This window comes from Streptomyces sp. NPDC005195, assembly GCF_040608315.1.
In the GTDB taxonomy this organism is placed as follows: domain Bacteria; phylum Actinomycetota; class Actinomycetes; order Streptomycetales; family Streptomycetaceae; genus Streptomyces; species Streptomyces kaempferi.
Window position 1 is genome coordinate 39463 of record NZ_JBEXHZ010000019.1, and the last position, 13677, is coordinate 53139.

Below are 13677 nucleotides of genomic sequence, written 5' to 3' on the forward strand. Positions count from 1 at the left end.
CTAGTTCGGGCCCTGGCCCTCCCGGTCCACCTGGTCCGCCCGGTCGGGGGCCTCCTCCTCCACGTCCGCCATCGCGGGGTCCAGCAGCCGCGAGAGGAAGTGGCGGGTGCGCTCGTTGCCCGGGTTGCCGATGACCTGCTCGGGGGTGCCGTCCTCGACGATCACGCCGCCGTCCATGAAGACGACCCGGTCGGCGACCTCGCGCGCGAACGACATCTCGTGCGTGACGACCATCATCGTCATGCCCTCGTTCGCCAGCCTGCGCATCACCGCGAGTACGTCGCCGACGAGTTCGGGGTCCAGGGCCGAGGTGGGCTCGTCGAAGAGCATCACCTCGGGACCCATGGCGAGCGCGCGGGCGATCGCCACCCGCTGCTGCTGACCGCCGGAGAGCGAGGCGGGGTACGCGTCCGCCTTCTCCGACAGGCCCACCCGCCTGAGGTTCTCCGCGGCCACCTTCGCCGCCCGCTCCTTGTCCCGCCCGAGCACCCGGCGCTGCGGCAGCGTGAGGTTCTCGGTCACCGACAGGTGCGGGAACAGGTTGAACTGCTGGAAGACCATGCCGATACGGCGGCGCACGGCGTCGATGTCGACATCGGGGTCCGTGACTTCCGTACCGCCGACGAGGACCTGGCCCCTGGTGGGTTCCTCCAGGAGGTTCACGCAGCGCAGCAGGGTGGACTTGCCGGAGCCGGACGGCCCGATGACGCAGACGACCTCGCCCGAACCGATCTCCAGGTCGATGCCGCGCAGCACCTCGTTGTCGCCGAAGGACTTGTGCAGGTCCTTCACTTGGATCTCGGGCCTGCTCACTTGGTGGCCTCCCCGGCCTTCGCCTCAAGACGGCGTACGACGAATCCGAGCGGGATCGTGACCAGCAGATAGCACAGGCCCGCGACCAGGATCGGCGTGGAGTTGGCGGTCTGGCTGGCCAGGTCGCGCCCGAACTTGGTGAGTTCGCGCTCCTCCAGCGTGACCCCGAGGAAGAGCACCAGCGAGGAGTCCTTGAAGAGGAGCACCAGTTCGTTGGTCAGCGGCGGGATCACGACGCGGAACGCCTGCGGGACGACGATCGAGACCATGGCCCGCGCGTGCGAGAAGCCCAGCGAACGGGCCGCCTCCATCTGGCCCTTGGGGACGGCCTGGATGCCCGCCCGGATCGTCTCGGCCATGTACGCGGCCGAGACCAGGCCGAGGGCGAGCGCCACCTTGCCGTACGTCCCGCCGGGGATCTGTGTACCGGGGAAGGCCAGCGGCACCGCGACACCCACGAAGACGAAGATCAGCAGGGCGGGCAGGCCCCGGAAGATCTCGATGTAGATGCCGGCGACCCAGCGGTAGGGGCCCACCGGGGACAGCCGCATGAGGGCGATGACCATGCCTAGCACGAGACCGACGACGAAGCCGGACATCGTGTAGAGCACGGTGTTCTTCAGCGCCAGAGTGATGACGTCCGGGAACATCTGCCGGACCAGGTCCCACTGGGCGAACTGGTTCTTCAGACGTCCCCAGTCGGCCGTCGCGGCGAAGGCGATCACGACCGCGACGAAGACGACGTACTGGGCGCCGCGCGAGAGCGTGCGCTTCTGCCGCCGGGTCAGGCCGGACCTGCGGGGCTGGACCTGTGCGTCGGCGCCCCTCATGAGGCGGACGGGGAGGCCGTGGCGGCGCTCTCGTCGTACGGGCCGATCCACTTCTCGTACAGCTTCTTGTACGTGCCGTCCGCCTTCGCGCCCTTGATCGCCGCGTTGATGGCGTCGACAAGCTTGGTGTTGCCCTTCTTCGCCGTGAAGCCGTACTGCTCACCGGTGTTGAGGTTGTCCACCACCTTGAAGGCGCCGGCGTTGGCCTTGTCCTTCAGCCAGCCCTGGACGACCGGGAAGTCGATGATGACGGCCTGGACCTGACCCGTACGCAGGCCGCTCAGCACCGCGTCGGACGACTCGAAGGAGACCGGGTCGAAGCCCTGCTTGCGCGCGTAGTCCTCACCGGTGGTCTGCGCCTGGGCGCCGAGCTTCTTCCCCTTGGCCTTCACACCCGCGAGGGAGTCGATACCGCTCTTCTTGTCGACCAGGACGGCCTGGGTGGCTTCGAAGTACGGGTCCGAGAAGGCGACGTTCTTCTTGCGCTCCGGGGTGATCGTCATGCCGGCCGCGGCGAGGTCGCACTGGTCGGAGTTGAGGAACGCGCCCGTCTTGAAGTTCTCGAACGGCGTGTCCACGATGGCCTGCTTCACGCCGAGGTCCTTGGCGACCAGGTCGATCAGCGAGACGTCGAAGCCCTGCACCTTGCCGTCGATCTCCGACTGGAAGGGCGGGTACGGGAGGTGGGTGCACGTCGTGAGCTGGCCCGCCTTCACCAGGGGAACCCCGTGGGCGGTGGTCTTGCCCCCTCCGCCGCCCGAGGAGCACCCGGCCACGAGCAGCAGCCCGGCCGTCGCGGTGGTGGCGGCCAGCATGCGCGTCCGGCGTCCGGGGACCGAGTTCACGGAGACCTCCTGTGGGGGGAACTGAGGCTTCCGATTATAAGGAAAAGTTTGACTCACTCAAACCAATCCGATGGTCCTTGCGCCGTTCGGCCTCGGAAGTCATGTCTGCCGGCGCGTCCCGAGGCAGGGCGGACGACGTCTTCGGCCGCCCGCCCGCCCGACGGCCGCCGCGAAGTCGGCCGGCACCGCCCCCACCTGCCCCGCCGTGCCCGGCGCACACATGTGCCACCGGCGCCTGCGCCCGTGCTCCGGCGGTCCGGGGGGTGCCGGATACGCTCGGAGCTGCGCATTGGAACCCGTGAGCGAAGAGAGCAACGCCGTGACCCACCCCTTTCTGGACCTCGCCCCGCTGAGCGCCGCGCACTTCGCGTCGATCGAGGACCGTGTGGCGCGGCTGCTCTCCACCGAGCAGGACGTCGTGATCACCCAGGGCGAGGCGCTGCTGCCGCTGGAGGGCGCGATCCGCGGCGCCGCCGGGCCCGGCACCACCGCGCTCAACGTGATCACCGGGCCGTACGGGCGGACCTTCGGGGACTGGCTGCGGGACTGCGGTGCCACGGTCGTCGATCTCGCGGTGCCGTTCCACACCGCGGTGACGGCCGCGCAGGTGCGCGACGCCTTCGCCGAGCACCCGTCGATCGACTTCGTCTCCCTGGTGCACGCGGAGGCCGCGACCGGCAACACGAACCCCGTCGCGGAGATCGGCGAGGTGGTGCGCGAGCACGGCGCGCTGTTCTCCCTCGACGCCGTCGCGTCGATCGGCGCCGAGCCGGTGCTGCCGGACGTGTGGGGAGTCGATCTGTGCGTGATCGGGGCGCAGAAGGCGATGGGCGGGCCGGCCGGGGTGTCGGCCGTGTCCGTGAGCGAGCGGGCGTGGGCGCGGATGGCGGCCAACCCCGGGGCGCCCCGGCGGTCCTACCTGTCCTTGCTGGACTGGAAGGAGCGGTGGGTCGACGGCGGGCGCAAGGCGTTGCTGCACGCACCGGCGCAGTTGGAGATGCTGGCGCTGGAGGCGTGTGTCGAGCGGATCGAGGGTGAGGGCCTCGACGCGGTGATGGACCGGCACGCCTCGGCCGCGGCGGCGACCCGGGCGGGGGCGGTGGCTCTGGGCGGCGGGCTGGAGCCGTACGTGTATCGCGCGCAGGACGCGGCGCCGGTCGCGACGACCCTGCGGGTGCCGGCCGGGGCGGACGCGACGGTGCTCGTCGCCAGGGCGCTGGCGGCGGATCCGGTGCTGCCGCTGGTCGCGGGCGGGGGCGCGCTGGCGAAGGAGATGATCCGCGTCAACCACTACGGGCCCGACGCGACGCGGGGCGTCGTGCACTCCTGCCTCGCCGCCGTCGGCGCCGCGCTGGCCGAGTCCGGACACGCGGTGGACCTGGAGGGGGCCCGGCGCGCGGTGACGGAGGCCTGGGGGTAGACCGAGGGCGGGACCGCGACCACCCCGCCCGGCTTCCGGCTCCCGGTTCCGGTTCCGGTTCCGGATTCGCCGTATCTACCCTTCTCCGTCACTCTCCGGGGACTCGTCGCCGGACACCCGTGCCGCCTCGGCGGCCTCGCCCTCGGACGCCGGACGGGCCGCCTGCCCGGAGGCCGGTTCGGGTTTCACGTGGAGGATGTCGCGGGCCTGCTCGGCGGCGCGGGCGATGCTCTCGGAGACGAAGTCGAGGAAGCGCGCGATGTTCTCGAGGCGGTTGGCGGCCGGGGTGCCCGGACCCAGGACGCGGACGCCTTCCCGGGTGGTCTCGACGAGTTTCGCGGTGGACCGGGCGCTGGCCATCATCGACTGGTACCAGATGTCGTCGTCGACGATGTAGCGCTCACGACGGCGTTCGTCGCGCTCCCGGCGGACGAGGCCCTGGCTCTCGAGGAACGCGATCGCCTTGGAGACGGACGCCGGGCTCACCTGGAGGCGCTGGACGAGTTCGGCCGCGGTGAGGCTGCCCGAGTCGCTGATGCAGAGGCAGGCCATCACCCGGGACATCATCCTGGACATGCCCGATTGCATGATCACGGTGGTGAACGTCTCCTCGTACTCGCGCACCGCCTCGGCGTCCCGGCCATGGGGCTGCGGGAGCGCCTCCGCGGCCTGGGGCGCGGTCTGCCTGCTGCGGTGGGCGCGGCGTTCGGTGGCGCGATGGGCGAGGTCGGCGCGGTACGCGGTCGGACCGCCGTTGCGCATGACCTCCCGGGTGATGGTCGAGGTCGGACGGTCGAGACGTCTGGCGATCTCCGCGTAGGCGAGGCCGTCGGCCAGCCCCAGCGCGACCTGCTGGCGTTCCTGCTGGGTGAGTCTGCCTCCCGGCATCGCGGTCTCCTTCGTCGTCCGTGGTGCCTCCAGCATAGCGTTCACCGCTCATTCATTGCAACGAGCAGCGTCATGGTTGTTGCATTAGACTCAAAGTCATTGCAATGAAATATCGGGCTTCACCTGCGGTGTTCACCGTTCTGTGCAACGACTCCATTGCAGGATCATTGAATGCAACGTAGCGTTTCCATTATCAGAAACAGCGGGCCACGGAAGGCCCCGGTCGGCGGCGATGAGCCGGACGCGTCCCGCGGGGATGTCGAGGCCGACACCACGGTCGAGATCCTGCCCGCGGACGCCGCCAAGGGCCGCGACGTCAAGGCGGGTGGCCACCACCTACATCGCCGCTCTCACCGGCTCCAACCGCGGTCAGGTTTCAAGGTTCGTCAAGCAACACGGCCTCGCGGAGATCGCCGCATCGCGGCCAGGGCGATGCCCGCTGCGGGTGCCGGGAGAAACAACGGCGAACCATGGCGCGAACACGTGGACTTCGACGAGGCCGCTGAACCGATGCGTCACCTGGGTACGGCCACCACTACAAGAACGTCACCGACGACGACGGCAACCACATCTCCGCCGGTGAAGGCCGCGAAAGCACCGCGCACCCTGCCGAGGCCCTCACGTGAACCAGCAGCATCAGGACGGGCGCGTCCGTATCCGCGAGACCACGGACCGGCTCCTGACCGGACAGGCCACCACTTCCAACGGCAGCCTCGTCGTCGCCCTCGCCGCCGAAGCCGACGTCCACCGCATGGCCTTACGCAAACGGCACGTCGACTTGAAGAACGAGTTCTACGAACGCGTCCGCACGAAACCCAACAGGTTCCGGAAGCCGAGAAGCGACTCCGGGAAACCGTCACCAAGCTCAAGACGACCATCGCCGACCGAAAGGCCGAAATCGAGGAACTCCGCCAGCAGGGAACCAGGCTCACCCTCGCCAGCGCTGTGCTCATTCAGGGAAGCAGCAGGCACGCAGAACACACGCGTGTCCCAGACAACGTCGTCCCCATCCGCCCGCCGACAAGCTGAACAGTTCGACGCTGCACGGCTTGGTCCGGGTTCCACCGGGACAGGCCCTGAGTCTTCCCGTAGCTGTGCGCCAGCTGTCCAGTGCTTGGTCGGAAGGCCACCACGGCCGCGATGACAGCCGCCGCTTGACTCCGACGTCACTGACACTCAGCCTGCTTGCGAAGCCATTTCTTCGCTGCCTGCAGAACTTGGTCTACGTGAGCTCCCCTCCTCAGTTTCATGGTGGGGATCTCCTCGTCAGGAGAGATCGGCGCATCGTAGCTACGGCCGGTGCGGTCAGCGTCCTTGACCTCTGTGAGGACCAGCACGGCGCCATCGGAGAGGCGGTGGCCATTGTTCCCGGTAGGAACACCGTACGTGCCCTCGCCGAAGGACCGGGTCCGCGGCCGCCCCCGGAAGGCGACCGCCACCGCCTCACCCGAGCTGGCCGTTACCCCGTCGGTCAGGACCGCGACCGGGGCGTCAGGGTTAACCACGGGAGCGCTGTCTCCCCAGCCGAACGATCTGCCGTTCTCACGCGGGCTGCCGTTCTGGATCGTCCACGGGTACTTCTTACCGTCGGGATCGACGAACATGCCGACCTTGCCGTCCCCTAGAACCGGTCCCGCGACGGCGAGCATGGGCCACATGTTCCCACCGTGGTTACCGCGCAGGTCTACGACCCAGCCGCATGCCTCCGGGCGGTCAGCCTTCGCGACTGCCTCACGGCCTTGACGCACATACCGCTTGTACGCGGCGTCAGATCCCTGTACCGCAGGGAGTGACACGTACGCCAGGTGATCCCCCAGCGAGTGAGCCTCCGGCCCTTCGAAGGAAGAGTCGGGCGGAGCCTCCACCACCTCTTCAGCCTGTTTGGGATCGAAGAAGGAACTGTGCCCGTGGCCGACTGTCCGAAGAGCGTGGCGGATCGCGTCGTAGGTGTCTGACGGCTTCTTCGCGGCCTGGGCCTGCGAGTACGCCTGGCGTCGTATCTCAGGCCACTTGACCTGATGGCGGAGGAGCGCATTCTTCTCCATGATGTCCAGCACCTTCGACAGGTACGACCGGGCAGCGGGCGACATACCTGGTCCCTCTGTCCTCTCCGAACGATCCGCGCATCCCGTCCCCGCAACAAGAACACTCACCAGCCCAGCGCAGGCAGACCAACGCAGCCACCTTCCCCGCCCCATCCATGCCCCCAACTCTGCGATCACGAGCAAGCCTAGGCTGCCGAGCAACCGGCCCTGGTGGCAGGTCAGTTCAGAAACACGTTCCTGTACCCGGCACGCTACGATCCCGCGTCGCAGGAGCCAGCGGCCTGTTCAATTACGGCATTGGCCCCATCGGGGCAGTGGCGGGCGCGCGGCTCGGCTCAATGATCGGCCTGCGCCCCACCGTATGGAATACGGTCCTTGGCGCGCCGCTCGGCCTGACGTGGGCATCGCCCTCCCGGACACTCCTCCAGGGCGTCGGCCGGCTCGGCGACGTCACCTTCGAGGGCGGGCAGGCCACGATCCGGCTCGACGAGGTGGCGAGCACCCGCCTCGCCCTCCCCGCCGGCGACGTCTCGGTCGGCCGCCTGGACGGCCCCGCGGAGATCAGCACCCACAAAGGCGACCTCCGCATCACGGAGGCCGTACGCGGCACGGTCACGCTGCGCACCGCCCACGGCGACATCACCGCCCGCGGCCTGTAAGAAGAAGAGCACCCCTCGGGCGGTGCGCACCGACAGATTCCGGTGCGCACCGCCCCTCTCGTGCGAGAAATCCGGAGACACACCCACGGACCCGGCACACCATGCATTCGCTCCGCTTATCCGGATATTAATTCAGCGTAGATTCCCACATTCTTCTGCCCGCTTTCCCTGCCGCTAAACGCAAAGATTTCGCGAACGCCGATCGACATGATTCGGACAGATCTCATGGCCATTGCGTCACTGTGACACACTCCACAGGTCGCCCGTTTCCTCCCGTAATATACGGACAGAACTGTACCTTTCGGCGGCTGTCGAGTGCACGCTCGCAGGCTTGAGATAACACAGGATCCCTTCACACGTAACCCCCCTCAGCGATGCATTTTCGAATTTCCATCGGTAAATTCAATCCGCATGACCGCCGCACAGACAGACCTGCCAGCGGAATTCCTGGAAATGCCAGAGGGCCTTCGGATCGACCGTCCGGAGGTGGCCGACGGGGCCGCCCTCTGGCGCATCGCCAAGGACTCCGGAACCCTCGACCTGAACTCCTCGTACAGCTATCTGCTGTGGTGCCGAGACTTCGCCGGCACCTCGGTGGTCGCACGTGACACGGCGGACCCGGACGGGCTGCCCGTCGGTTTCGTCACCGGGTACGTCCGCCCCGAACACCCGGACACCCTGCTCGTCTGGCAGGTCGCCGTCGACGCCACGCACCGCGGACGCGGACTGGCCGCGGCCCTGCTCGACGGACTGACCGCGCGGGTCGCCCGGGAGCGGACCCTCAGCGGGGTCGAGACCACCATCACCCCCGGCAACATCGCCTCCGAACGCCTCTTCACCTCGTTCGCCGCCCGCCACGGCGCGAGTGTCGAGCGCGAGGTGCTGTTCGGGTCGGGGCACTTCCCGAACAGCCCGGACGGGCCCCACGACCCCGAAGTCCTGTACCGCATCGGTCCCCTCTCCCTCTGACCCCCCACGCACCGAGGAGCGATTCCGCCGTGACCATCACCCCGCCCGACCTGAGCGTCTTCGAGACCCTGGAGTCGGAGGTGCGCAGCTACTGCCGCAGCTGGCCCACCGTCTTCGACCGGGCCCAGGGCAGCCGGATGTACGACGAGGACGGACACGCGTACCTCGACTTCTTCGCCGGCGCCGGTTCCCTCAACTACGGGCACAACAACCCGGTACTCAAACGCGCCCTGATCGACTACCTGGAACGCGACGGGGTCACCCACGGTCTCGACATGTCGACGACCGCCAAACGCGCGTTCCTGGAGACCTTCCAGAACATCGTGCTGCGACCGCGTGATCTACCGTACAAGGTGATGTTCCCGGGCCCCACCGGCACCAACGCCGTGGAGTCCGCGCTGAAGCTGGCGCGGAAGGTGAAGGGGCGCGAGTCGATCGTGTCCTTCACCAACGCCTTCCACGGGATGTCGCTCGGGTCGCTCGCCGTCACCGGCAACGCCTTCAAGCGCGCCGGCGCCGGAGTCCCGCTCGTGCACGGCACCCCGATGCCGTTCGACAACTACTTCGACGGCCAGGTACCGGACTTCCTCTGGTTCGAGCGCCTGCTGGAGGACCAGGGGTCCGGTCTCAACCAGCCCGCCGCGGTCATCGTCGAGACCGTCCAGGGTGAGGGCGGCATCAACGTCGCCCGGCCCGAGTGGCTGCGCGCCCTCGCCGACCTGTGCCGGCGGCGGGACATGCTGCTGATCGTCGACGACATCCAGATGGGCTGCGGGCGGACGGGAGCGTTCTTCTCCTTCGAGGAGGCGGGGATCGTGCCCGACATCGTGACCGTGTCCAAGTCCATCAGCGGCTACGGACTGCCCATGTCGCTGTGCCTGTTCAAGCCCGAACTGGACGTCTGGGAGCCCGGCGAGCACAACGGCACCTTCCGCGGCAACAACCCCGCGTTCGTCACGGCCGCCGCGACCCTGGAGACGTACTGGTCGGACGGTTCCGCCATGGAGAAGCAGACCCGCACCCGCGGCGAGCAGATCGAGCAGGGCCTGATCTCCATCACCGAGGAGAACCTCGCCGACGTCCGGGAGTACCGGGGGCGCGGGCTCGTCTGGGGGCTGGAGTTCCACGAGAAGGAGCGTGCGGGGCGCGTCGCGCAGCGCGCCTTCGAACTCGGGCTGCTCATCGAGACGTCCGGGCCGGAGAGCGAGGTCGTGAAACTCCTCCCGGCGCTCACCATCACCCCCGACGAACTCGACGAAGGCCTGCGCACCCTCGCACGCGCCGTGCGCGAGACCCTCTGAGACCTACCCCGAACCCCGCACCCGAGCCACGAGAGAGAGGCATCGCAGCATCGTGATAGTCCGTTCGTTCAAGGACATCGAAGGCACCGACCGGCACGTGAAGTCGGCCTCGGGCACCTGGGAGAGCAAGCGCGTCGTCCTCGCCAGGGAGAAGGTCGGCTTCTCCGTGCACGAGACGATCCTGTACGCGGGCACGGAGACGTCGATGTGGTACGCGAACCACATCGAGGCCGTCGTGTGCGTCGAGGGCGAGGCCGAACTCACCGACAACGAGACCGGGTTCACGTACACGATCACACCCGGCACCACGTACCTGCTCGACGGACACGAGAGGCACACGATGCGGATCAAGAAGGACTTCCGCTGCATCTGTGTCTTCAACCCGCCCGTCACCGGGCGCGAGGACCACGACGAGAACGGCGTCTACCCGCTGCTCACCGAGGAGGTGTGAAACGCCCATGACCACCCTCACCGATCTCTACCCCAGCCGCGGCGCCACCGAGGTGTCCGTGCCCCGCCAGGACCCCGTCGTGTGGGGTGCGCCGGGCGATCCCGGCCCGATCACCGGCTCCGAGCTGCTCGCCTACGAGCGCGACGGCTTCCTTCCCGTCGAGGAACTCCTCGGCGAGGACGAGGTCGCCGTGTACCGGCAGGAGTTGGAGCGGATCGTCACCGATCCCGCGATCCGGGCGGACGAGCGCTCGATCGTCGAGCCGAAGTCGCTCGAGATCCGGTCCGTCTTCGAGGTGCACCGGACCAGCGAGATCTTCGCCCGTCTCGTCCGCGACGAACGCGTGGTCGGGCGGGCCCGGCAGATCCTCGGCTCGGACGTCTACGTCCACCAGTCACGGATCAACGTCAAGCCGGGTTTCGGGGCCAGCGGGTTCTACTGGCACTCGGACTTCGAGACGTGGCACGCCGAGGACGGGCTGCCGAACATGCGGACGGTGTCCGTGTCGATCGCGCTGACCGAGAACCACGACACCAACGGCGGTCTCATGATCATGCCGGGGTCGCACAAATCGTTCCTCGGCTGCGCGGGTTCCACTCCGCAGGACAACTACAAGCAGTCGCTGCAGATGCAGGACGCGGGTACGCCGTCCGACGAGGCGCTCACCGACTTCGCCACCCGGCACGGCATCAAGCTCTTCACGGGCCGGCCCGGTTCGGCGACCTGGTTCGACTGCAACTGCATGCACGGTTCGGGCGACAACATCACGCCGTTCCCGCGCAGCAACGTCTTCATCGTGTTCAACAGCGTGGAGAACGCGGCGGTGGAGCCCTTCGCGGCGCCGGTGCGCAGGCCCGACTACATCGGGGCCCGCGACTTCACCCCTGTGCGCTGACGACGGACCGGCCCCGGGCCACCGGGAGCGACGCTGCGGGCCGCCACGGTCGGCGGCCCGGAGCGTCGTTCTCGTGTGCCGGGAGCCGCCGGCCCTCAGGGGCGCAGAGCGTCCAGCAGCCGGTCGACGTCAGCCGGCGTGTTGTACAGATGGAAGGCGGCGCGAAGGTTGCCCGCCCGGTCGGAGACCTCGACTCCGGCCGCGCTCAACTCCGGCTGCAGACGGCCCAGTCCGGGTACGGAGACGATCGGTGAGTCCGGCGCGGGCACCGGCTCGTGGCCCAGTTCCCGCAGCCCGGTACGGAATCGGTCGGCGAGGCCGAGGTCGTGGGTGTGCACGCGCTCCACGCCCAGCTTCTCGACGAGCTCCAGCGAGTGCCGGGCGCCCGCGTACGAGAAGAGGCTGGGGCTCTCGTCGAACCGCCGTGCCGAGTGGGCGAGTTCCTCGACCGGGCCGTAACAGCTGTCCCAGGGCGCCTGCCCCGCGACCCAGCCCGCGAACAGCGGGGTGAGGCCGCCGAAGTCCTCCGGGACGACCAGGAACGCCACGCCCCGGGGGCAGACGAGCCACTTGAAGGCGACGGAGGAGACGAAGTCGTAGGCGTCCGCCGTCAGCGGCAGCCAGCCGGCGGCCTGGGACGCGTCGACGTAGGTCCGCGCGCCGTGTGCCCGCGCGGCCTCGCGGATCGCGGGCAGGTCGGCGACCCGGCCGTCCGCGGACTGCGCGGCGCTGACCGCGACGAGTGCGGTGCCGGGGCGTACGGATCCGGCGAGCCGCTCCAGCGGAACGGCGCGCACCTTGAGGTCGCCGCGGACGTGGAAGGGGTTCACCACCGAGCTGAAGTCGGCCTCCGCGGTGAGCACTTCGGCGCCGGGCGGCAGCGCGGCCGCGATCAGCCCGCTGTAGACGGCGACCGACGCCCCGGCCGCCACCCGGGTCGCCGGGACCTGGACCAGCCGGGCGAACGAGGCGCGGGCGGCCTCGACGTCCGCGAACATGTCGGCGGGCCGTCCGGCGGCGACGGACGCGACGGCCGTGCGCATGGCCTCCACCGCGCGGGCCGGCAGCAGTCCGGTGCTCGCGGTGTTCAGATAGGTGTTCTTCGGGGCGAACTCGGCGCGTACGAGGCTCTCGAAGGTCTCCATGGGACCCACTCTGCGGCCCCGGGCACCCCTCGTCCATCGCGCACTTCTACCCGGTTCCCCCAAAGAACGCTTATACAAGCGTCCCGACCAGGGATTTTCACTGCTGCGGCACGGCGCATCCGTCCGGGCCGCAGACCTCCGCGTCGGTGGAACCCTGCTGGATCAGCCGCAGCGGCGGGCGCTCTCCCCAGGCCTGGGTCAGCGCCTGGGCGAACACCTCGGCGGGCTGGGCGCCGGAGACGCCGTACTTGCGGTCCAGGACGAAGAACGGCACGCCGTTCGCGCCCAGCTCGGCCGCCTCGCGCTCGTCGGCGCGCACGTCGTCGGCGTACGCCTTCGGGTCGGCGAGGACGGTGCGGGCCGCGTCGGCGTCGAGTCCGGCGGCGACGGCCAGCTCCACGAGCCGCTCCTCGTCGCCGAAGACGGTCCGCTCCTCGGCGAAGTTCGCCCGGTACAGCAGCCCGATCAGCTCGTCCTGGCGGCCCTGCTCCTTGGCGAAGTGCAGGAGGCGGTGCATGTCGAAGGTGTTGCCGTGGTCGCGGTCCCGGGTGCGGTAGGCGAGGCCCTCCGCGGCGGCCTGCGTGCCCAGGTTCTCCTCGCCGGCCTGTGCCTGCGCCTCGCTCATGCCGTACTTCTTGGTGAGCATCGCGAGGACGGGCTGGATGTCACCCTTGGCGCGGCCCGGGTCGAGCTCGAAGGAGCGGTGCACCACTTCCACCTCGTCGCGGTGCGGGAAGGCGTCGAGCGCCTTCTCGAAGCGCGCCTTTCCCACGTAGCACCAGGGGCAGGCGATGTCGCTCCAGATCTCGACGCGCATGTCTCGGCTCTCTCCAGGTCGTACGGGTACGGGGATACTGCGGCACCCTCCACGGGTCCTCGGGCGGGAACGTTCAGGCGGCCGGGTTCATTCCCCGGGGACGGTGTACCGCAGGAAGAGGTGGTGATCGCCCTCGGCCGGAGGGTTCTCGGGGTCCGGCACCCAGCCCTGGCGGGCGTAGAAGGCCTGCGCGCGTTCGTTGTCGACATGTACGTCGAGCGTGGCCGTCCGCTTCCCGTCGGCCTGCCACTCCTCGACGCAGGCCGCGTGCAGGGAGGTGCCGATGCCGTCGCGCCAGCGGTCGGGGGCGACGTGGAACTGGAAGAGCCTCACGGAGTCGGCGGGCGCGCCCTCGTCCGTACGGAAGGAGGCGATGCCCACGAGTCGCCCGTCACGCACCGCGCACAGCACATGGGTGTCCGGGCGTTCGATGGCGCCGCGCCAGCGCTCCGGCCAGTCGGGTCCGTCCTCGGGGACGCCGTCCGGGTAGTAGGTGGCGCGGGCGCGGACATGCAGGTCGGCGATGGCGGTGGCCTCCCCCACCAGCGCGGTCCTGATCACGAGGGAGCCGACGGTGCGGTGCGTTCTGATCACGTAGC

General features: G+C 69.2%; 13 protein-coding genes and 2 pseudogenes. 7 read left to right on the forward strand and 8 right to left on the reverse strand.

Annotated features, from left to right (window positions below):
- From ABZV34_RS20695 to ABZV34_RS20705, 3 genes are read right to left on the reverse strand one after another with little or no spacing between them, the layout of a single operon-like run.
- The gene (locus tag ABZV34_RS20695) at window positions 1–813 is read right to left on the reverse strand and encodes an amino acid ABC transporter ATP-binding protein (protein ID WP_356278417.1); all 813 of its coding nucleotides are present in this window, start codon (window positions 811–813) and stop codon (window positions 1–3) included.
- Window positions 810–1643, reverse strand: coding sequence for an amino acid ABC transporter permease (locus tag ABZV34_RS20700; protein ID WP_356278420.1), 834 nt, complete (start codon window positions 1641–1643; stop codon window positions 810–812). The genes ABZV34_RS20695 and ABZV34_RS20700 overlap by 4 nt, the downstream gene beginning before the upstream one ends.
- The gene (locus tag ABZV34_RS20705; RefSeq protein WP_356278422.1) at window positions 1640–2488 is read right to left on the reverse strand and encodes a transporter substrate-binding domain-containing protein; all 849 of its coding nucleotides are present in this window, start codon (window positions 2486–2488) and stop codon (window positions 1640–1642) included. Before ABZV34_RS20705 ends, ABZV34_RS20700 begins: the two co-directional genes overlap by 4 nt.
- Window positions 2489–2807: 319 nt before the next feature.
- Between ABZV34_RS20705 and ABZV34_RS20710 the strand changes: the two genes are divergently transcribed.
- Window positions 2808–3908 carry an aminotransferase class V-fold PLP-dependent enzyme gene (locus ABZV34_RS20710; RefSeq protein ID WP_356278635.1) on the forward strand — a complete coding sequence of 367 codons (1101 nt, stop codon included), beginning with the start codon at window positions 2808–2810 and terminating at the stop codon, window positions 3906–3908.
- Between the two features lie 75 nt (window positions 3909–3983).
- On the opposite strand, the gene ABZV34_RS20715 is transcribed toward ABZV34_RS20710, so the two are convergent.
- On the reverse strand, window positions 3984–4796 hold the full coding sequence (locus ABZV34_RS20715) for a helix-turn-helix domain-containing protein (RefSeq protein ID WP_356278425.1): 813 nt from the start codon (window positions 4794–4796) through the stop codon (window positions 3984–3986).
- A 622-nt stretch (window positions 4797–5418) separates the two neighbouring features.
- On the opposite strand from ABZV34_RS20715, the pseudogene ABZV34_RS20720 reads away from it, so the two are divergent.
- A pseudogene (locus ABZV34_RS20720) lies at window positions 5419–5825 on the forward strand (hypothetical protein).
- A gap of 137 nt (window positions 5826–5962) precedes the next feature.
- On the opposite strand, the gene ABZV34_RS20725 reads toward ABZV34_RS20720, so the two are convergent.
- Window positions 5963–6841, reverse strand: a complete 879-nt coding sequence (locus ABZV34_RS20725; protein WP_356278428.1) for a S41 family peptidase — start codon at window positions 6839–6841, stop codon at window positions 5963–5965.
- Between the two features lie 425 nt (window positions 6842–7266).
- Between ABZV34_RS20725 and ABZV34_RS20730 the strand changes: the two are divergent.
- The 5 genes and pseudogenes from ABZV34_RS20730 to thpD all read left to right on the forward strand — a co-directional run.
- Window positions 7267–7485 (forward strand): annotated as a pseudogene (locus ABZV34_RS20730) (hypothetical protein); the annotation flags it as partial.
- Between the two features lie 426 nt (window positions 7486–7911).
- The gene (gene ectA, locus ABZV34_RS20735) at window positions 7912–8469 is read left to right on the forward strand and encodes a diaminobutyrate acetyltransferase (protein WP_356278431.1); all 558 of its coding nucleotides are present in this window, start codon (window positions 7912–7914) and stop codon (window positions 8467–8469) included.
- A gap of 29 nt (window positions 8470–8498) precedes the next feature.
- Window positions 8499–9770, forward strand: a complete 1272-nt coding sequence (gene ectB, locus ABZV34_RS20740; protein ID WP_356278434.1) for a diaminobutyrate--2-oxoglutarate transaminase — start codon at window positions 8499–8501, stop codon at window positions 9768–9770.
- Between the two features lie 52 nt (window positions 9771–9822).
- On the forward strand, window positions 9823–10221 hold the full coding sequence (locus ABZV34_RS20745; protein WP_356278437.1) for an ectoine synthase: 399 nt from the start codon (window positions 9823–9825) through the stop codon (window positions 10219–10221).
- A gap of 7 nt (window positions 10222–10228) precedes the next feature.
- The gene (thpD, locus tag ABZV34_RS20750; RefSeq protein ID WP_356278440.1) at window positions 10229–11116 is read left to right on the forward strand and encodes an ectoine hydroxylase; all 888 of its coding nucleotides are present in this window, start codon (window positions 10229–10231) and stop codon (window positions 11114–11116) included.
- A 95-nt stretch (window positions 11117–11211) separates the two neighbouring features.
- Here thpD and ABZV34_RS20755 read toward each other — a convergent pair whose 3' ends face one another.
- From ABZV34_RS20755 to ABZV34_RS20765, 3 genes are all read right to left on the reverse strand, one after another.
- Window positions 11212–12261: an aminotransferase class V-fold PLP-dependent enzyme gene (locus ABZV34_RS20755; protein WP_356278443.1), complete on the reverse strand. Its 1050-nt coding sequence runs from the start codon at window positions 12259–12261 to the stop codon at window positions 11212–11214.
- Window positions 12262–12358: 97 nt separating this feature from the next.
- Window positions 12359–13078 carry a DsbA family oxidoreductase gene (locus ABZV34_RS20760; RefSeq protein ID WP_356278446.1) on the reverse strand — a complete coding sequence of 240 codons (720 nt, stop codon included), beginning with the start codon at window positions 13076–13078 and terminating at the stop codon, window positions 12359–12361.
- Between the two features lie 87 nt (window positions 13079–13165).
- Window positions 13166–13639, reverse strand: a complete 474-nt coding sequence (locus ABZV34_RS20765) for a GNAT family N-acetyltransferase (protein ID WP_356278638.1) — start codon at window positions 13637–13639, stop codon at window positions 13166–13168.
- Window positions 13640–13677: the final 38 nt, after the last annotated feature.